At 73.3% G+C, this 19776-nt stretch carries 15 protein-coding genes; 12 read left to right on the top strand and 3 right to left on the bottom strand.

All coding sequences use genetic code 11. The features are described 5' to 3' along the window. Positions 1 to 45: 45 nt before the first annotated feature. Positions 46 to 1818, bottom strand: coding sequence for a PAS domain-containing protein (locus ACFPIJ_RS53000; RefSeq protein WP_380127153.1), 1773 nt, complete (start codon positions 1816 to 1818; stop codon positions 46 to 48). Between the two features lie 32 nt (positions 1819 to 1850). Continuing rightward, entirely contained in the window at positions 1851 to 2837 is a 987-nt protein-coding gene (locus ACFPIJ_RS52995) for a phosphotransferase family protein (RefSeq protein ID WP_380127152.1), read from the bottom strand. A gap of 161 nt (positions 2838 to 2998) precedes the next feature. Between ACFPIJ_RS52995 and ACFPIJ_RS52990 the strand changes: the two genes are divergently transcribed. Both ACFPIJ_RS52990 and ACFPIJ_RS52985 read left to right on the top strand, forming a co-directional pair. Then, positions 2999 to 4960 carry a hypothetical protein gene (locus tag ACFPIJ_RS52990; protein WP_380127151.1) on the top strand — a complete coding sequence of 654 codons (1962 nt, stop codon included), beginning with the start codon at positions 2999 to 3001 and terminating at the stop codon, positions 4958 to 4960. Between the two features lie 27 nt (positions 4961 to 4987). Next, positions 4988 to 6067 (top strand): FAD-dependent oxidoreductase, encoded by a 1080-nt coding sequence (locus ACFPIJ_RS52985; protein ID WP_380127380.1) that lies wholly within the window; start codon positions 4988 to 4990, stop codon positions 6065 to 6067. 42 nt (positions 6068 to 6109) lie between these two features. Here ACFPIJ_RS52985 and ACFPIJ_RS52980 read toward each other — a convergent pair whose 3' ends face one another. Then, complete coding sequence (locus ACFPIJ_RS52980; RefSeq protein WP_380127150.1) at positions 6110 to 6967, bottom strand: neutral zinc metallopeptidase; 858 nt, start codon at positions 6965 to 6967, stop codon at positions 6110 to 6112. Between the two features lie 300 nt (positions 6968 to 7267). On the opposite strand from ACFPIJ_RS52980, the gene ACFPIJ_RS52975 reads away from it, so the two are divergent. The 10 genes from ACFPIJ_RS52975 to ACFPIJ_RS52930 all read left to right on the top strand — a co-directional run bounded on the left by ACFPIJ_RS52975 (position 7268) and on the right by ACFPIJ_RS52930 (position 19775). Continuing rightward, positions 7268 to 7819, top strand: a complete 552-nt coding sequence (locus ACFPIJ_RS52975) for an RNA polymerase sigma factor (RefSeq protein WP_380127378.1) — start codon at positions 7268 to 7270, stop codon at positions 7817 to 7819. 82 nt (positions 7820 to 7901) lie between these two features. After that, the gene (locus ACFPIJ_RS52970; RefSeq protein ID WP_380127149.1) at positions 7902 to 10226 is read left to right on the top strand and encodes an outer membrane protein assembly factor BamB family protein; all 2325 of its coding nucleotides are present in this window, start codon (positions 7902 to 7904) and stop codon (positions 10224 to 10226) included. Positions 10227 to 10295: 69 nt separating this feature from the next. Further along, positions 10296 to 10856 carry an RNA polymerase sigma factor gene (locus ACFPIJ_RS52965; protein ID WP_380127147.1) on the top strand — a complete coding sequence of 187 codons (561 nt, stop codon included), beginning with the start codon at positions 10296 to 10298 and terminating at the stop codon, positions 10854 to 10856. After that, positions 10853 to 12310, top strand: coding sequence for a dynamin family protein (locus ACFPIJ_RS52960; protein WP_380127146.1), 1458 nt, complete (start codon positions 10853 to 10855; stop codon positions 12308 to 12310). Before ACFPIJ_RS52965 ends, ACFPIJ_RS52960 begins: the two co-directional genes overlap by 4 nt. 78 nt (positions 12311 to 12388) lie before the next feature. After that, on the top strand, positions 12389 to 14185 hold the full coding sequence (locus ACFPIJ_RS52955; protein WP_380127145.1) for a dynamin family protein: 1797 nt from the start codon (positions 12389 to 12391) through the stop codon (positions 14183 to 14185). A gap of 65 nt (positions 14186 to 14250) precedes the next feature. Beyond that, positions 14251 to 14400 carry a hypothetical protein gene (locus ACFPIJ_RS52950; protein WP_380127144.1) on the top strand — a complete coding sequence of 50 codons (150 nt, stop codon included), beginning with the start codon at positions 14251 to 14253 and terminating at the stop codon, positions 14398 to 14400. A 230-nt stretch (positions 14401 to 14630) separates the two neighbouring features. Continuing rightward, positions 14631 to 15308: a Crp/Fnr family transcriptional regulator gene (locus tag ACFPIJ_RS52945; protein WP_380127143.1), complete on the top strand. Its 678-nt coding sequence runs from the start codon at positions 14631 to 14633 to the stop codon at positions 15306 to 15308. Further along, positions 15305 to 16183: a hypothetical protein gene (locus tag ACFPIJ_RS52940; RefSeq protein WP_380127142.1), complete on the top strand. Its 879-nt coding sequence runs from the start codon at positions 15305 to 15307 to the stop codon at positions 16181 to 16183. The genes ACFPIJ_RS52945 and ACFPIJ_RS52940 overlap by 4 nt, the downstream gene beginning before the upstream one ends. Positions 16184 to 16213: 30 nt before the next feature. Next, a complete protein-coding gene (locus ACFPIJ_RS52935; protein ID WP_380127141.1) occupies positions 16214 to 17743 on the top strand; it encodes a dynamin family protein in 1530 nt (509 codons plus the stop codon). Between the two features lie 52 nt (positions 17744 to 17795). Beyond that, positions 17796 to 19775, top strand: coding sequence for a dynamin family protein (locus tag ACFPIJ_RS52930; protein ID WP_380127140.1), 1980 nt, complete (start codon positions 17796 to 17798; stop codon positions 19773 to 19775). The last annotated feature ends 1 nt before the right edge of the window (position 19776 follow it).

Below are 19776 nucleotides of genomic sequence, written 5' to 3'. Positions count from 1 at the left end.
GGCACGCAGTGCCACCAACCGGCCAAGCGGTACCTGTGACGCTTCTCAGTGATACTTCCGGGCCGAGTTGTCCCGGTTCGCCGCGCCCGGGGTGTCCTCCCAGTGGCGGCGCAGCAGCTCCAGCTCGTGCCGGCGCTGCTCGGTGACGTCGCGCATGGTGATGACCAGGCCCCGGACGAGACGGTCGTCACGCAGGTCCCGGAAGCGGACCTCGACCAGCACGCGGGTGCCGTCGGGGCGGCGCAGGCTCCAGGTGTCGCGGGTGCCGTCCCGGCCGCCGGTCAGGGCCACGCCGAGGGTCGCGTCGACCTGGTCCCGGTCGCCCGGGCTGACGATCTCGCGCAGCGTGGCGAACGGGGTCGGCCAGATGCCGAGCAGGTCCGTCACCGACGGGCTGGTGTACCGGATCCGCTCGTCGTCGTCGAGGACCAGCACGACGTCGTTGGTGTGCTCGGCGACGGCTCGCAGGTAGTCGTCGCTGTCGCGGCGGCTGGCCGCCTCGGTGAGCGCGATCCGGGCCAGTGCGAGCGCGGCCTGCCCGGCCAGGACGGTGACCGCGTCCTGGACGACGCGCAGGTCCCGGCGTTCGGCGGCGATGTAGAGCACGGCCGCGTCCAGGGGACAGACCAGCACGTAGCCGAAGTCGCCCAGCCGCTCGTGCCACAGCGGTGGGGTGAGGTGCAGCGGCACGACCCGCGGCGTGGACAGCTCGTTGAGTGGCAGCAGGTCGGTGAGGCTGGAGTCCACCACGATGACGTGCGGGGTGTCGGCCGGCAGCAGCTCGCGGACCGCGGTCCGCACGGCGACGGCGACCGCCCCGGCGTCAGTGACGCTGACCAGGATCGTGCCCGCGTGCCGCAGGGTCCGCTCGCGGCGCAGCCCGTCGGCGTGCCGGCGCACGGCGTCGTTGAGCCTGGTGACCAGCAGCGCGAGGCTGATGCCGAACGCGACGGCGATCACCGGGCCGTCGTGGACCGGACCGGTCAGCGCCTGGCCCACCAGGACGACCGAGGCGACCCCGACGGCGGCGAGCAGCGGCACCATGCCGAGCCCGCGGGCCGGCTCGTCGCCCGACGGCGGGGTGGCCGGCGGATCGGTCAGCCGCACCATCGACGGCAGCAGCGCGGCCGCACCCCAGGTCGCGTACAGCACGACGTAGGCGAGGTCGGCCGGGCCGCCCGGCGCCAGCCCGCCGTCCGGCTGGGCGATCCCGTACGCCACATCGCCGACGAGCATCCCGGCGGCGCCGGCGGCGAGCAGGACCGCCGACGGGTTGCGCGGCGCGGCGCGGACCAGCCGGACGGTCACGACCAGGACGATCACGTCGCCGAGGGTGAACGCGGCCTGGATCGACCACTCGGTGGCGGTCACCGGGCCGGTGCCGAGCCGCGGGCTGACGATGAACACCCACGCGGCGAGCAGTGCGGCGCCGCCGACGGCGAGCAGGTCCAGCAGGCCGGCCCGGCCGCCGAGGGCGGACGAGGTGCGGGTCAGGCCGATGAGCGCGGTCGCCACGAGCGGGAACATCGCCAGGTAGCAGAGGTTGGCCAGCGGCGGCGGGTCGGCGCCGGCGTCCACCATCAGTCCGAACAGGAAGTCGCCGGCCATCATCGCCACGAGCGCGCCGGCCAGGGCCCACCAGGGCCCGGGGCGCTGCGGCTGGATCCGGCGGATGCCGAGCACGATCGCGCCGGCGCCGCACAGGCCGATCCCGGCCCAGGCGATGGAATCCAGGTCGGGCGCGACGAACACCACGGAGCCCAGCGCCGTCATCAGCACGCCATACACCGTGGTGATCAGGACCTGTCGTCTGCCCATCGACACCCTTACCGTATGTAGCGTCCTCTATATCACATCGTGGCCGGGCGGCCAAGATCTCGATGGTCGGCGAGCAGTTGCGGCGTCACCCACTCGTGGCGCTGCCGGGCCTCGTCGCCGACCATGCCACGGCTGGGCATCTCGGCCAGCAGCAGGATTTCAAACTGCAGCCGGCACAGCATCAGCCGGCGGCGCTGCGTTGCGGTGAACGTGTGCGGTCCGGCGCCGCCGTAATAGCCGCGCAACACGGGATGTTCGGGCAGTTCCTCCATCCGGCGGCCGATGGCGGGGGAGACGAAGTCATACAGCGGGTCGCCCCAGAAGTACCGCTCGCCGTCGACGAGCCCGGTGAGCCGGGCGCCCTCGCACAGAACGTTGCCGTCCCACAGGTCGAAGTGCACCAGCGCCGGCCGCTCGACCTCGTCGAGGGCGTCGCCGTGCCGGTCGATGGTGGCCAGGATCTCGTCCGCCGGGACCGGCAGCGGCACGCCCCAGTCCGCGGCGTCGGCGAGGAGGTCGGCGGTCATCGCGGTGAACGCGGCTCGCCACGTCGTCGCGGACGTCCGGCCGTCCCCGTCGTATCCGAAGTGCCCGCCGGTCACGGCGTGCAGGTGCCGCAGTGCCACGCCGAGCTGCTCACGGACCGTCTCGGCGGCGCCCTCGCCGGGCAGCTCGGTCAGCGGCCGGCCGGGCAGCAGCCCGACGACCACCACGTCGTCGTCGGCGTGGAGCACCGGCGGCACCGGCACGTGCGGGGTCGCCACGCCGACCGTCCGGTAGTAGCGCGCCTCGGCCGCGATGACGCCCTGCTCGTAGCGCAGCAGCGGCACCCCGGCGGGCGGCCCGACCTTGACCACGACGTCGCGCCCGTCGTCCAGCGTCGCCTGCCACACCGCGGCGAACGTCCCCCCGCTCAGCGGTCCACAGTGGACGGCGGTCAGTCCGAACCGCTCGCCCAGCAGGGTGGTCAGGTCATCGGCGGTGAGCAGGCGCTGGGTGGGGCTGGCGGCGTTCGGCACCCCAACACTCTAGCGAGGCCGAATCGCCCCGGCGCGTCGAGATCAACATAGGCGTTGATCATTTGACCTGTTAAATCTGATATTGACAGCGATGGGGGGTAGTGGAGACGACCTTGCAGGCCATAGCGTGCACGAAACGCCTGACTCAATGGGGAGGCCAAGTGAGGAAAAGGCTCGCGAGTTTCGCCGTCGCCGGATTGGTGGGTGCGGCCCTGGTGGCGTTGCCACCGAGTCCCGCCACGGCGGCGCCGGCCAAGGAGCTCAGCGACGGCATCAAGCGCCAGCTCGCCGCAGGCATCCAGGTGGTGCCGAAGCAGCAGTCGACGCTGAAGGCCCCGCAGAACGCCGTCAACCCCTACACCGCGCTGCTGCGCGACAACAGCAAGGTCGACAAGTACTACTGGTCGGAAGTGGCCAGGACGCAGGCCGCCGCCCGGGCCAACCTGAAGAAGAACTCGCTGACGGCGGCGGCGACGTCACCGCTGCTGCACGACGAGGCGGAGCCGCGCAACACGTTCGGCTCCAACGACAGCCACGCCACCGCCGAACTGGTCAAGGGCTTCGGGACCGGCAAGAAGGTCAACAACCGGGCGCGCGTGCTCGGGCAGCTCTCCCCGGAGACGGTCGGCCTGACCACGGTCTCCGCGGGCGCGGAGGACAACGGCGCCATCCCGATCGCATCGGACCTGCTGTTCGGCGCGGGGCGCAAGGGCATCGCAACGAGCGGCGACATCGGTGACGGCCCGCACGGCAGCGCCGGCGACGACACCGGGGACTTCGACTTCATCAAGGTCACCGCGCTCGCGGGCCAGCAGCTGCTGGCCGGGACCGACACGCCGAGCGGGTCGCTCGACACCGTCATCGGCCTGTACGACGCCGCCGGCGTGCTCGTCGGCACCGACGACGACGGCGGACCGGGCCTGGACAGCCTGCTCGACTTCACGATCACCACGTCCGGCACCTACTACCTGCTGATCTCCGGGTTCGGCACCGGCACCGTGTTCCCCGCCGACCCGTTCGACTCCGGCAGCGGGCTCGGGTCCGGCAGCGAGGGGCCGTACCTGCTCAACGCCTCGCTCGCCTTCCCCGACCGGGACTTCTATGCCGTCGACCTGCTCGCCGGGGACGTCCTGGGCGCGTCGGTGACCGGCGTCGGCACCCGGCTCACCGTCCGCGACCCGTCTGGTCGGACCGTGTTCGGCTCCGAGCAGGACGCGAGCTTCATCTACGCGCCGTCCTCGCCGCTGCCCGGCGGCGGCAACGCGGTCGTGTCGCAGGTCGCCGCGACCACCGGCCGGTTCACCGTCGAGGTGGGCGGCACCGCCGGCCTGTACGACATCACCCTCGAGGCCTACCGTCCCGGCCCCGAGGCGCAGGACAACGGCACGGTCCAGACCCTCTTCCTGGACTTCGACGGCGCCCGGATCAACACCGCGATCTTCGGCGGTCCCGGGGTGCGCACCCTCTCGCCGCTGGCCGGCTTCCTCGGCAAGTGGGGCCTGACCGCCGCCGACGAGAACAAGGTGATCAACGAGGTCATCGCCTCGGTCCGGGAGAGCATCATCACCGACGCGAAAGCCCGCGGTACCAACCCGCGCTTCGGGTTGAAGATCCTCAACAGCCGCGACGACCCGGACCCGTTCGGCCAGCCGAACGTGCACCGCATCGTCGTCGGCGGCACGATCGCCGAGTCGGGCATCGACACCATCGGCATCGCGCAGTTCATCGACCCGGGCAACTACGCGAACGAGGACAGCGCGATCGTCCTGCTGGACGTGCTGAGTGACCCGAGTGGAGCGGCGTCGCTCAACACGTACATCACCCCCGCCAGTAACAAGATCAAGTTCATCGGGCGGGCCCTGGGCAACGTCGTCGCCCACGAAGGCGGCCACCTCTACGGCAACTTCCACACCGACCCGCTCAACTCCACCCCGAACCTCATGGACGCCGGCGGCGCGTTCCCCGGCCTCTTCGGGGTCGGCCCGGACAACGTCGGCGGCACCGCGGACGACGTCGACTACGACTTCGGCGACGACGAGTTCTTCCCGAACGAGGGCCTCTTCGGCACCGAGGACACGCTGAACACCACCGCCTGGGGCCTCACCAAGGGCAAGGCGAAATGACCCGTTAGCTGGGTCACCAACCGGAAGATCCGCGTCCACGGTGGGGTTCTCCCCATCGTGGACGCGGACGTCGTTGTCATCGGCGCGGGACAGGCTGGGCTGTCCGCGGCGTATCACCTGCGCCGGCTCGGCCTGGACTTCGCCGTCCTCGACGCCGACGACGCGCCCGGCGGCGCCTGGCAGCACCGGGCGCCGTCCCTCGGCGTCGGCGACCTGCACCGCATCTTCGACCTGCCGGGCCTGCCCTTCGTCCCGCCGCCGGACGGCCCCGCCGCGCCGGTGGTCGCGGCCTACTTCGCCGAATACGAGCGGCACTTCGAGCTTGACGTGCGGCGGCCGGTGCGGGTCCGCGCGGTCACCCCCGGCTTCGTCGTCGCCACCGACGCGGGCGACTGGCACGCGCGGGCGATCATCAACGCGACCGGCACCTGGACCCGGCCCTACATCCCGGCGTACCCCGGTGCCGGCGACTTCCAGGGCCGGCAGCTGCACTACGCCGCCTACCGCGGGCCGGCCGAGTTCGCCGGGCAGCGGGTGATCGTCGTCGGCGGTGGCAACTCCGCCGTCCACGTCCTGTCGGAGCTGCCCGGGGTCGCCGCGTCGATCCGCTGGGTGACCCGCCGCCCACCGCAGTTCCACGACGGCGAGTTCACCGAGGACCGCGGCCGCGCCGTCATCGCGTCGGTCACGTCCCGGGTCGCCGCCGGGCTGCCGCCGCAGAGCGTCGTCAGCGTCACCGGCCTCGGCTACACCACGCTGGTCCGGGCCGCGCTCGCCAAGGGCGCCCTGGACCGCCACCCGATGTTCGACCGCCTGGTCCCCGGCGGCGTCATGTCCGGCACGTCGTTCGAGCCCGCCGACGTGATCATCTGGGCGACCGGTTTCCGGGCGGCGCTGAGCCACCTGGCGCCGCTGCACCTGCGGGAACCGGGCGGTGGCATCCGCCTGGACGGCACGGCAGCGGTCCGGGAACCTCTCGTCCACCTCATCGGCTACGGGCCGTCCGCGAGCACCGTCGGCGCCAACCGCGCCGGCCGGGCCGCGGCACTGGCCCTGGCCGCGACGGTCGGCCCGGGTCCGCGGACCCCGCACCACGTCAGCCGATGAGCGGACCCGCACCACGCCAGCCGATGAGCGGACCCCGCCGCGTCAGCTGATGACGGGGGTGGCCGGGAAGAACGGGTTGCACGCCTTGAGGCCGCCGTTGATGCCGAGCCGCATCGACCTCGTCCGTTCGGCGAGGGTGCCGTGGTCGCGGTCCGGCCCTTCGGCCGACGCGATCTTGCGGAGCAGGGCGTCCAGGTCGTTGAGGTCGTCCGGGTACTCCAGCCATCCCTTGCCGTCAGCGAACCGCACGAATGCTCCGGCGATGCAGTCCGCCTGGTTCTCGTGCCGGATGCCCTGGGCGGCGGTTGACGGCAACGGGACCCTGGCCGTCGTCTGGATGTGGTGTCCGACCTCGTGCGCCAGCCCGACCACCGCTCCGGCGTCGCCGGTCTCCCGGTAGAACTCCCACAGCGAGTCCTGGCCCAGATAGACGCTGTCGTTGGCGGGACAGTACTCGTAGGCCGTGTCGTCCGGCCCGCCGCACGGGCCGCTCGCCGTCATCCCGTGGCGGAGATAGTAGTAGTGCGCGGGCCTCGGCATGTTCTTGTAGCTGCCGGCCATGAACTGGTCCACGAACTTGATCGCCTCCTTGTAGAAGGCCTCCATCCCCGAGTACGTGAAGCAGTGCTCGAGCGAGTTGTTCGGGCAGCCCGCCGGTGTCGAGGGGCGGGTCGTGCGGGCGGGTGTGGTCCTGGTCGAGGCGGTCTTGGTCGAGGTGGTCCTGGTCGAGGTGGCTCTGGTCGGTGTGGTCCTCGGCGCGGGCGTGTCCTCGTCGTCGTCGGCATGCGAGCCGGTCCGGTCCGAGGCGGTCGTCGCGTCGTCCGCGTGATAGGCCGGTGCGGACGCACTGCCACCGCTACCGCCGCCGCATCCGGACGCGAGCGCGACGAGCACGGCCATGGCGGCGACCAGGCCACCTCGCCGTAAGGATGATGTGCGGAAAGCCAGGTTCATGGTGCGCGCCCTTCTGCGTGTCGTGTCCAGTTGGACGCTCGGCGACCCACGAATGTGCCCGCCGGCAACTTCGTGGGCGCAGGCGCCGGGCGGTGGTCGTCCAACTCAGGACAGTCCGCCGAAGCGGTGCGGTGATCAGCTCATCTGAGCGCGTTTCCCGGTCGTGTCGCGACCACCCTGAGGCTGCCCACCCGGGCGCCGGGCGGAGTCCAGCGACGCGACATGACGGAGACGGCAGTGACAACGATGGTGGAGGCTCCTGCGGCGGACGACGACTGGTCGTTGATCCGGCGGAGTGCGGAGGGTGACCTGTCGGCCTTCGAGATCATCCTCGCGCGGTACGACGCCGACCTGCGCGGCTTCTGCCGGCGGTTCAGCCGTGACCCGCACGACCTGGCCGACCTCCAGCAGGAGGCCACGCTGAAGGCGTGGCGGGCCTGTGGCTCCTTCGACGCCCGGTCGAGCGTGCGGACCTGGCTGTACCGGATCGTGGCCAACACCGCCATCGACGAGCACCGCCGGCGCGTCCGCCGGCCGCAGCCGCTGGCCGAGCTGCCGGAGCCGCGGCCGACCGGCGCGTCGCATGAGTCGACGGTGGTGGAACTGGACGCGCTGCGGCACGCGCTGCACCGGCTGCCGGAGCACTTCCGGATCGTGGTCACGCTGGCGTACGGGCACGGCTGGGCCCCCGCGGACATCGCGGCCCTGTGCAACATCTCGGCCGCGACCGTGCGCACCCGGCTCTCGCGGGCGCGGGTGCTGCTCCGGGCCTATCTGGCCGAGGACGACCGCGTCTGAACGGCGGCGGGAACATCGGGCCGCCGGCGACCGTCCAATCCGCGGACGAGGCGGAAGACGAAGCGGAAGAAGGAGTGTGCCCGTGGCCGGCTGGACGCTTGCGATCGACCTCGGTGGGAGCTGCATGGCGGTCGCCGGCCGGCGCGGTGACCGGATCGACACCGTCGCGGCCGACCTGCCCTCCCTGGTCGCCAGGGCGCCGGACGGGCTGCTGCGCACGGGCGAGCAGGCCGTTGCCCTCGCCGCGTCGCATCCGCACCTGTGCGAACCGGATCCGATGCGTGCGCTGACCCGGAGCCCGGCGGTCGTTCGCCTCGGCGGGGCCGACGCGGACGCCGTCGACCTCGTCGCGGCGGTGCTCGCGCACGGGGCGGGCGTGGCCCGGGCCCAGTTCACCCAACCGCCGTCGGCGACCGTTCTGACGCACCCGGCACTGTGGACCGCGTCGGCGCTGCGACAGCTGGCCACCGCCGCCGTGCGGGCCGGCCTGCCCGAGCCGCGCCTGGTCGCGGGACCGGTCGCGGTGGCGGCCCACTACGGCATGGACGCGACCCGCGACGGCGCTCATGTCGCCGTGTTCGACCTGGGTGACGGCCTCGACGTGGCCGTGCTGCGGCGCACCCGGACCGGGTTCGCACTGGCCGGCCCGCCCGGCCGGATCGCGATCGGCGGCGCCGACTTCGACGACGCGCTGGTCGAGCTCGTCGCTGACCGGGCGGTCGACGCCGATCCGGCCACCTGGGACCTGCTGGCCCACGATCCCGGCGAGCGCTGGGCGACCGCCCGCGACCGGCTGCGGCAGGACGTTGCGGCGCTGCGGCGGACCCTGTCCGGGCATGAGGTCGCCGACCTCGGTCTGCCCGGCTTCGACCGGCCCGTCAGGGTGACCCGGCCGGAGCTCGAGGCCCGGCTCGGCCCGATCGTCCGTCGTGGCGTCGAGGAGCTCCGGGCCACCGTCGAACGGGCGGGCCTGTCCGTCGCCGACCTCGCGGCGCTGTACCTGGCCGGCGGCGCCGCGCGGACCCCGATCGTCAGGCAGACCCTCGCCGCCGAGTTCGGGCTCACCCCCGGCGACGGCGACGACCCGGGCAGCGCGGTCGTGCTCGGCGCACTGCGCCGGCCGACCAGGCCGGCCGGGCCGCTGACCGTGGCGCCGCCGCCGGTGGCCGTCACCGCGGACGCGAGCCGCCGGGCCGGGCGCTTCCCGGCGGCCGGGCCGCTCGCCGGCGCGCAACCGCCCACGGTGCGGCGGGCGGCGGGGTGGCGGCCCTGGCGGACCCGCGTCGACGCATCGGCGACGACGATGGCCTACGCCGCCGGCCGGTTGTATGTGGGCGGCGGCGTCGTGTGCGCGATCGACGACTACTCCGGTGCCGTCCGGTGGACGTCGCCGCCGGTGCCGAAGCTGCAGACCCTGGCCGCCGCGGGTGACGCCGTCTACGGATACGACGGCGGCCGGGTCCTCGCCCTGGACGCCGCGACGGGCCGGCCCCGGTGGGCGTACCAGGTGACGGGCGCGGTGCTGGCCCACCCCGACGGGGTCCTGGTCGGCACCCGCGCGGACGTGCGGAGTCTCGATGCCGGTGGCCGTGAGCGGTGGCGGCGGGCGCTGCCGGGTGAGGTCAACGCGTTCGCTGCGCCGGGCGACGGCCGCCTCTACGCCGGCACGGCCGACGGCCGGGTGCACGCCCTGGCCGAAACGACCGGCGACGAACTCTGGACGGCCGGGATCGCGGGCGGCCCCGGCCGCGCGCTGTCGCCGGCCGTCGTGGCCGACACCATGTTCGTCACCACCGCCGACGCGGTGTGGGCGCTGGACCCGGCGTCCGGCGAAGCGCTGTGGAGCGGGGCCACGACCGAACCCGCGGTCACCGTCCTCGCCACCGCCGACACCGTCTACGCGGTCGCCGCCGGCGTGCACGCCTTCGCGGCCGGGGACGGTGCGACCCGCTGGCGGACCGGCCCGGGACAGCGGCTCGCGGCGGTGCCCTCGGTCGGTGGCGGTGCGGTCTGCGGGCGCGTCGACGGCGCGATCGTCTGCTTCGACGCGGTGACGGGCCGGCCCCGGTGGGCGCACCGCACCGGCGCGGCCCACGATCCGGTGATCGCCAACGGTCTGGCGGTGCTGGCCTACGGCGACATACGCCCCGCCGGGACGGGCCGGACCACCGTGGCGGGCGTCGACCTGGCCGACGGCCACCGTGTCTGGAGCGGCGGGCCGGCCGGCATCGTGGTGCTCGCCCCGATGGTCGTCGCGGACATGGTGTTCCTGCTCGTCCGGGACAACCAGGGCATGGGGGTCTGGGCCGTCGACGGGCGCACCGGCGAGCACCCGGACCGCATCGGTCCCCCGGAGGACCGGGCGCCCACTGACCCGTCGCGACCGGCACCCTTGACAGCTTGGTGATCCTGACCGAACAGATCGGATTCGCGGTGACGGCTGGAACTGCGGCAGGTGCGTTCCTACACTCCCGGCATGGCCGAACCGGGCGGTGCGGTGTGGGCACCGCGGCAGGATCCGAGCGACGACGAACTGGTGATGCGCAGCCGCACCGGTGACCGCCACGCGTTCGACAGTCTGGCCCGGCGCCACCAGCAGCAGATGAAGGCGGTCTGCCGCCGCGTCACCGGCAACGAACAGGACGCGTCGGACGCGCTGCAGGACGCCCTCACCAACGCCTGGCTCAGGATCGGCGCCTTCGACGGCAGGTCGCACATCGCCACCTGGCTGCACCGGATCGCGGCCAACGCGGCGATCGACGAGGTGCGCCGGCGCGGCCGCCGCCCGACGCCGGCCGTGGACACCGAGACGTCGATCGTGGCGCCGGCACCGGTCGAGGACGCCGTCACCGATCGGATCGCGTTGAACTGGGCGATCGGCAAGCTCGCCCCGCAGTTCCGCGCCGCGATCCTGTTGCGCGGGTTCCACGGGCTGTCGTACCGGGAGATCGCCGAGTTGCGCAACGTGCCCATCGACACCGCGAAGTCGCAGATCTCGCGGGGACGCCGGGCCCTCCTCGCCTTCCTGCAGGCATGAACGAGCCCGGCCCGTTACGGGACCAGTTGCGCTCGCTGTGCGCCGGCGTGCTCGCCGACCTCGGCGCCGATGAGCAGCGGGGCCGGGTCGAGGCGGTCGCCCGCAGGCTGGCCGAACCCACACTGCGGATCGCGGTCGGTGGCCGGCTGAACGCGGGAAAGTCCACATTGGTCAATGCGCTGCTCGGCAGCCGGCTGGCGGCGACCGGGAGCACGGAATGCACCAGGGTGGTGACCTGGTTCCGGCACGGCGAGCGCACGACGGTCGAGGTGCAGCCACGCAGCGGCCCGGCCTACCACATCGCACCGACCCCGGATGGCCGCATCCCCGCCGACCTGGGGCGTCCGGCGGCCGAGCTGCGATCCGTCACGCTGTGCACGCCACACCCGGCGCTGACCGCGTACACGCTGGTTGACACGCCCGGGCTGGACGCGTTGTCCGGTCTCGACGACATGTCCATGGCCGCGTTGCGGGAATGCGACGCGCTGGTCTTCGTGATGCCGCATCCGGGTTCTCGGGAACAGGAGGCGCTCGAGTCGTTCACCGCCGCGACGTCGGCCGCCGGGCTGTCGTTGGCCAACGCGGTCGGCGTGCTGAGCCAGATCGACCGCCTGGGCACCGGCGAGGGCGATCCGTGGCCGCAGGCCCGGCGGGTCGCCGGGAGATACGCCGGACGGCTGCGGGCGAACGTCTCCGACGTGATCCCGGTGGTCGGGCTGCTGGCCCAGACGGCCGCGCTCGGCGAACTCGACCCCGGCGACGCGGACCTGCTGCGGGCCGTCGCCGCCGCGGTGCCGGCGCCGGCCCGGCGGGCCCGGCTGCTGTCGGCCGACGCCTTCATCGACGACAGCGGGCTGCCCGGCGACGCGGCGGGGCGCCGCCGGCTGCTGGCGCTGCTGGGCCGCTACGGCATCACCGCGGCGCTCGCGCTGTACGACGAGGGCGGCTACCCGGTCGAGGTGGTGACCCGGCGCCTCGGCGAACTGGCCGGGCTCGCCGCGGTGCGGTCGGTCATCGAGGACAGGTTCGTGCCCGCCGCCGACATCCTCCGCACCGCGGGCGCGATGGCCGCGCTGGACCTCGTCGCCTGGTCCGATCCCGGCCGTGCGGCAGCGATGGCCGGGCTGCGCCAGCGACTGGCCGAACTGCGCGCGCACCCGACCATGCGGTTCGTCGCGATCACCGCCGCGGTCGCCGATCTGCGTTCGCTGGGGCTGGACGACCAGGCGGAGCGGGACCTGCTCGACCTGGCCCGGGGCACCAACGACGCACAGCGGGTGGGCCTGGACGCCGATGCCGCCCGTCCCGCGGTCGCCGCGGCGGCGGACGAGCGGATCGCCCGGTGGCGCCGTCGCGGCACCGGCGGTCTGGGGAACACCGCCAGGCGGGCCCAGGTGTCGCGGATCGCATGGGAGGCGTTCGAAGCGATTCTCTACGCCGATCGTGGTGCCTGAGCGGGCACACCGCGTCGGGTGCGTTCGTCCAACAGTGTGGTGCCGGCAGGGATTGGGCGAGGGCCCGGAAGGTGGAAGATGCGCGTACATCCGTTGGCGGCCGACGTCGCCGAGGTGCTCACGGCGGTGGCGGCCGCGGCCCGGGAGGCCGATGACGACCTGGCATCGAGCCGGATGGCCGACATCCCGGCCATGGACGGCCGACCGGCCGGGGTGGTCGTGGTCGGGGAGAAGAAGCGCGGGAAGAGCTCGCTCATCAACGCCCTCGTCGAGCGTCCGGGCCTGCTGCCGGTCGACGCCGATGTGGCCAGCTGCGTGCACGTCGCGGTCGGCTACGCCGCCGAGCCGGTGGCCCGCGTCGTGGACCTCGCCAGGCCCGACGGGTTCACCATCGCGCTCGACGAGGTGGCCGAATACGCCGGGCTCGATCCGGACACCCAGGAGATCCGGCGTCCGGACGTGTCCTACGTCGAGATCGGTCTGCCGCACCCGACGCTGGTGGGGCTGAGCCTGACCGACACGCCTGGCGTCGGTGGCCTGGTCGCCGGGCATGGCGCGATCACCCTCGCCGCCGTCGAACAGGCCGACGCCATCGTGTTCGTGGTCCATGGCGGCACCGAACTCACCGAGTCGGAGCGTCAGTTCCTGGAGCGGGTCGCCGGGCGGGTGAGCACCGTGCTGTTCGTCCTGGGGCAGATCGACAAGTACCCCGACTGGCGCGCGGTGCTGGAGACCAATCGCCGGCTCCTGGCCGAACACGCACCGGCGTTGGCGGAGGCGCCCTGGTTTCCGGTCAGCAGCCTGTTGCGCACCGAGGCGTTGGAGTTCGACACCGCCGCGCCCGACAAGGCCGCCGCCCTGCGCGCACAGAGCCGGTTCGACCCCCTGCTGGCCGCGCTACGGGAGCGCGTCGCGGATCGCACGGCCGTGCTGCGCCTCAGCAATTCGCTGCACTCGGCCGCGGGCGTGCTGCCGGAGCTGATCGCCGGGGCCGAGATCCAGCTGGCCACGCTCCGGCCGGACCCCACCTTCGCCGAGGACCTCGCGGTGGAGCGCGAGCGGCTGCGGTCGGTGACCGAGGAGGGCGCGGCCTGGCGCAAGACGGTCGCCGCCCGGTTCCGTGCCCTCGAACAGGAACTGTCACTGGACTTCAACCGCGGACTCAACGACGTCTCGGCCGCAGCGTCGTTGCGCATCAACGACGCCGGACCCGAGATGATCGACCAGCTGCCGGCCGACCTGCTGGCCGGGGTGCACGCGCTGTGGTCCACCATCGACACCCAGCTCCGGACGAGGGTGTCGGCGATCGTCGCGGAGACGGCCGCGGCCCTTCCGGCCGCGGCCGGCGGCGGCCTGAGCATGCCGGGGCGCCTGCGGGAACTGCCCGGGCTGGAACGCGGGGAGCACGGCAAGCTCGGCCTGGCGAGCGCCGTCGAGTACAGCATGGGCTCGGCCGGCGTCGGCCTGCTGACCGCGGGTCTGGTCAGCGGCATCGGCGCGCCCTTCGCCGGCATCGTGGCCGGTCTCGGTGCCGCGTACTTCCTGCAGAAACGCCGCAAGCTGCGCGAGCAGCTCAGCCGCGACCGGGCCGCGGCGACCCGCCATCTCAACGTCGTCATGCGCGAACTGCAGGTCGAGTTCACGCCGGCGCTCAAGGCCGCGCTGACGGCCATCCACGACACCATGGAGGCCGCGTTCACCGAGCGGCTCACGCAACGCCGCCAGGAGTTGCAGGCGGCCGTCGAGCGGCACGAGCGCGCCGGCGCGCAGTCCGAGCACGACCTGCGCGTGGCGCGAGCCGACGCGGCGGACCGGGTCGAGCGGCTTGTCGCGTTGGCCCACCGGGTCGAGCGGCTGCAGGACCAGCTCACATAACCAGCGGAAGAAGCCAACGGAAGAAGCCAACGGAAGAAGCCAGCGGAAGAAGGAGGTGGACAGCGATGTCCTACGACGAGGACGAGGACGAGAAGACCTGGAACGACGGTGCGTACACCGCCGACGATGTCATCGAGAGCGCCGATCACACCGGCTACACGTCGGTGTCGGACTACGTCAGCGGGGAGGACGGCCTGACCCCGGACGCCCACTAGCGGATGACCGCACCGGGGGTGGATCCGACGATCGACCGCAACGTTGCCTCCGGCCGGCGTGATCCACTGACTGACCGGACGAACTTGTCGGCCCGCGCTCCGGCGTACGGTCTGGCAAAGCCTGTCCGCGGTCGGGACGGAGGGCCGGACACGGGCGGGGTGCGATGGTCGGACGGCAGCGGTCCGGGTCGTGGATGGCGCCGCCCGCATCCGCTTGGCGCGGTGGCAGCGTGCTCGCCGGGTTGAGCGAGGCGGACCGCTCGGCGCTGCTGGCGTTGGGCTCGGTGCGGCGGCACGCCGCGGGGTCCGTCCTCATGCACGAGGGGGACCCCGGCGCCGACCTGCACGTCATGCTGCACGGGTGCGTCAAGGTGGTGGGGGACACCGACGACGGGCGCACCACGCTGCTGGCCGTGCGGGTGCCGGGCGATCTCATCGGGGAACTCGCCGCGCTGGATGGCCGGCCCCGTTCCGCGACCGTGATCGCCGCCGCCGCGACCATGACCCGCAGCGTCGACCACGACACCTTCGAGGCGTTCCTGGCCCAGCGGCGTGGCGCGGCGACGGTCGTCCAGCGCAGCATCACCACCAAACTGCGCGAGGCGACCCGGTTCCGCACGGAACTCGGCGGGGCGTCCGTGCCGGTCCGGATCGTCCGGGTGCTCCACCACCTGGCGCAACTGCACGGCCGTGCCGTCGACGGCGGGCTGCTGGTCGACGTCCCGTTGAGCCAACCGGAGATCGCGGCGCTGGCCGGCGTCTCGGCACCGGGCGCGCGCCGGGCGCTGACCGACCTGCGCCGCAGGGACATCGTCTCGACCGGCTACCGCCGGCTCCTGGTCCGCGATCCGGCCGCGCTCGGTGCCCTGGCGGCCGACACCGGCCGGGAGCCAGGAGCCCACCAGTGACCCGGCCGGCGGCGATCCGCCAGCTCTGCCTGGTGGTCGACATCGAGGGGTACAGCCGACACACGACGGTCGACCAGGTAGACGTGCAACGGAGTCTGCTCCAGGTGATGACCTACGCGTGCGCCAACGCCGGGGTCGGTGTCGCGCCGGATCACCGCCAGGACCGTGGCGACGGCCAGCTGCTGCTGTTGCCGGCCGGCATCGACGAGTCCAGGGTGCTGGTCCGGCTGATCGGCGGGCTCAGAGACGCGCTGTTCCAGGTGAACCGCACGGTGAGCTGGGGCCGGATGCGACTGCGGGCGGCCCTGTCGCAGGGCGCGGTCCAGGTCGCCGCGACGGGCTTCGTCGGCACGGCCGTGGTGGCCGCGAGCCGGTTGGTCGACAGCGGTGAGCTGCGCTCGGCGCTGGCCAGGGCCCGCAACTGCGACCTCGCGGTCATGGTGGCCGACGACCTCTACGCCGATGTGGTCGCCCAGCACCACCCGGGTATGGCGCCGAGCGAGTTCCGCCGGGTGCAGGTCGCCATCCCGAAGAAGGCGTTCCGGGCGGTCGGCTGGGTGTACCTGGCCGCCGAGCCGGCCGTCGATCCCGGCGTCGTGCTGCCGGCGGTGGCCCGGCCGGCCCGGCCGTGGCGGGCGGGTGCGCTGGGCCTGGTGCTCGGGGGCGGCGGTGGCCTGCTGCTCGGCGCGAGCGGCGGCCTCGACCTGCTGGCGTCCGACGACGACCACCATCGCGACCCGGTCGGCCATCCGGTGGCCACGGACGTTGCGCCACCCGACGTGGGCGATGCGCACCAGGGTGGATACGACGACGACGGCGGCTTCGGCGCCGACCTCGGCAGCCACGGCTACGACGACCACGATCCGTGGACCTGACCTTGATCTCGACGAGAGTGCGGAGTTGACGTGGAGCACCCGCTTTCCGACCGCCTCGCGGCCGCCTGCGCGGAAGCTGCGGCACGGGTGCGGTCCGACGCCGCCGTCGCCGCGGTGGCTCGGGCCCGTGCCCGGCTGGCAGACCGGACGCTGCGCGTCGCGGTCGGTGGACGCGTCAACGCGGGCAAGTCGACGATCGTCAACGCCATGCTCGGCCACCGGCTGGCCCCGACGGGGTCGACGGAGTGCACGAAGATAGCGGCCTGGTTCGAGTACCACCACCAGGACCAACTGGTGGTGCACTGGCGCGACGGGCGGCCGCCCGAAACGGTGCCGGCGAAGCCCGGCGGCGGAATCCCGGACGACCTGCCCCACTCGCACACCGAGGTCAGTCACTTCGTCGCGCGGGCGACCGACCGCCGGATCGGCCGTGAGTTCGTCATCGTCGACACGCCCGGCAGCGATTCGCTGTCCGGCCTGGACGACTACTCGATGGGCACGATCCGGCAGGCCGACGCGCTCGTCTACGTCACCGAGGACGCCGGCGAGGTGAACAGGGCGGCGTTGGAGGGGTTCCGCGCGGATGTCTCCGGAGCCCATCTGTCCCGGCAGAACGTCATCGCCGTGCTGTCCTGGGTGGACAAGATCGCCGACCATGAGCCGCCCGAGCGCCGGCGGGTGGTGGCCGCGAGGATGGCCCGGCGGGCCGCTCGTGACCTGCGTGCACTGGTCTGCGAGGTGGTGCCCGTCGCCGGGCTTCTCGCGCAGACCGCGCGGGGCGCGGATTTCACCGAACTGCACGCCGCCGCACTGCGACGGCTGGCGGCGGCCGATCCGGTGACCCGCGCCGATCTCCTGCTCGCCGACGAGATGTTTCTGGACGGGGCGCCCGAACTGGGTGTCGACCGGAGCATGCGGGCCGACCTGCTGCGGCTGCTCGACCGCTACGGCGTCGAGGAGGCGTTCAACGCGATCGACCGCGGTGCCGTCGCGGCTTCGGCCATCCTCGCCGGACTGGAGGAGGTCTCGGGCATCAACGATCTGCTGTCGGCCATCCACCGTCGCTTCCAGGCGGCGGCCGACCCCGTCCGGGCCGGTGCGGCGGCGGCCGCCCTCGAACGCGAGCTCGCGGCGGCCCGCCGGCAGATCGCCACGGACCCGGCCGAGCGCGCGGCCGTGGCCGACCTGTTGACCGTGGTGCGGACGATCCGGCGGGACCCCGCCACGCGCATCACCGCGCTGCTGGCGGCGGTTTCGGCCTACGAGACCGGTGCGCTGCCCCTGGACGGCCGGGCCGCGGACGAGTTGACCCAGATCGCCCACGGCGAGACGCCGGCGCAACGACTGGGCCTGCCGGGCGACGCGTCGCCGGGTCAGGTGCGGGCGGAGGCAGGAGCGCGCATCGACCGGTGGCGGGCGGTGGAGTATCAGCTGCCGCCACACTCCTCGCCGCACGCCACCGTGGTGCTGGAGGTGCTGGAGCAGCTCTTCCTCGACGCGGGGCCGGCTCATCAGGCCGGCGCCGGAACATCCGGCGCGGCCCGTTCGTCCAATGGTTGACGGCCTGATCGGGGCCTGGAGCGCAGTGAGGACGGAGCCGGACATGCGGGGCGTGGAGCCAGACGTTTGGTCGTTCATGGGACGGGTCGCCGCCCTTGCGGAGGAACTCCAGGACCCGGACCAGGCCGCCGCCCTGCGGGCGCACGCGGGCGGTTCGAGCGTCGACGGCCTGACCGTGGTGGTGGCCGGCGAGAAGAACTGCGGCAAGAGCTCGCTGATCAACAGCCTGCTCGGGCGGGAGGGGCTCCTTCCGGTCGACGCCGACGTGGCGACGAACGTCTACATCGCGGTGGCGCGGGCCGAACCCGAGGAGGCGGTGGCCTTCGGGCCGGGCCATCCGGACGGGCTGGCCATCAAGCTGGATCAGGTCGCCGAGTACGCCGCCCTGGACCCCGACGCGGACGAGCGGGTCTCCCGTCACCCCGACATCGAACGCGTGACGGTCGGGGTCGACTCGCCGTTGCTCGCCGGCGGACTCACGCTGATCGACACCCCCGGGGTGGGCGGGTTGGTCGCCGGGCACAAGGCGGTGACGTTCTCCACGCTGAGCCGGGCCGACGTCCTGGTGTTCGTCATGAACGCGAGCGTGGAACTGCGCGCCTCCGAGGTCGCCTTCCTGGAGCAGGCAACCGCCCGCATCGGCACCGTGATCTTCGTGCTGACCGGCATCGACAAGTACGCCGGGTACCGCGACGTCCATCTGCGCAACGTCGCGTTGATCAGCAGGCACGCGCCCCGGTTCATCGACGCGCCGTGGTTTCCGGTCAGCAACCGGTTCAAGATCGAATCGGACCGGGCCGCCGCTGCCGGCCGGTCCGAGGCGGCCGCCGCCTTCCTCGAGCGCAGCCGGTTCACGCCGCTCATCGAGGAGCTCACCCGGCACCTGCCGCAGCGGGTGGCGCGGGGACGCCTGCGGCTGACGCTGGCCGGCGCGAGCCAGGCGCTGGATCAGCACGAATCCGCGCAGCGGGCGCTCCTGCAAGGGTTGACGAGCCCGGCTGACCTGGTTGCGAGCCTGCGGTCCGAGCGGTCCGAGCTCGCCCGGCTCCTGGACACCTCGGCGCAGTGGCGCGAAGACCTGGCGAGCCGGCTGTCCGCGCTCCAGACGCGACTGGAACGGGCCGCGCAGGCCGCCCTGCACCGGCTGCGGAGCGAGGCCGAGGCGCAGCTGGCGGCGGGCGGGCAGGACCTGACCGCCGAACTGCCCCGCAGCCTGCGCGACGGCGCGCAGGCGATCTCGCTCGACCTGGAAACCGCGCTGCACGGCGAGACGGTGGCGATCCTGGCCAGCCTGGCCGACGACCTCGGCGCGCACGGCGGCACCGTCGTCGCGCCGGAGCTGCCCATGGGCGTCAACCTGGTCACCGTGCCGCGGTTCGTCGCCGGCGGCCAGCGGCCGGTGGACCAGCCGTACAGCGCCGGCGACGGACTGGTGCCATGGCCGGAGGCCGGCGCCGCTCCCGGGGTCGGCCCGCTGCCCGTCATCGGCGGTCTCGGCATCGGCGGCGGTGGTCTTGTCATCGGCGGCCATGCGATCCCGGCGCCGTCGGCAGAGCTGAAGCAGTACGGCCGGCAGGCGGTGCTCTGGGGTGCGCGCAAGACCGGGGAGACCTACCGCGGGATGTCCGGCGGACAGAAGGCGACCATGGCCGTCCTCGCGGTGGCGGGCCTCGCCGCACTCGTCGGCGGGGCGTTCGCCGTCTTCCGCAGCATCGGCAACCAGCGCCGGCGCGACGAACTCGACGCCTACGTGGACAGCACGATCGCGCACCTGCAACACGAGATCAGGGCCGCCGTGCACCAGACGGTGGACCAGCTCCGGGCCGACCTCGACCGCCGGGTCGGTGACCGGCTGCGTCGCCGCGGCGCGGAACTCGATCGGTTGCTCCATCACGCGGAGGAGGACCGGCGCGCCACCGACGCCGACCTCGCGCCGCAACGCGCGCAGGTGGGCCGGACCCTGGAGCGCATCGCCGTGCTGCAGGACGAGTCCGCCCGGTTGGCACTCCGGCTCGACCAGCCGGACGAGTGAG

It is taken from the genome of Dactylosporangium cerinum (assembly GCF_042653625.1).
Lineage (GTDB): Bacteria > Actinomycetota > Actinomycetes > Mycobacteriales > Micromonosporaceae > Dactylosporangium > Dactylosporangium cerinum.
This window is presented reverse-complemented; position numbering and strand designations above follow the sequence as displayed.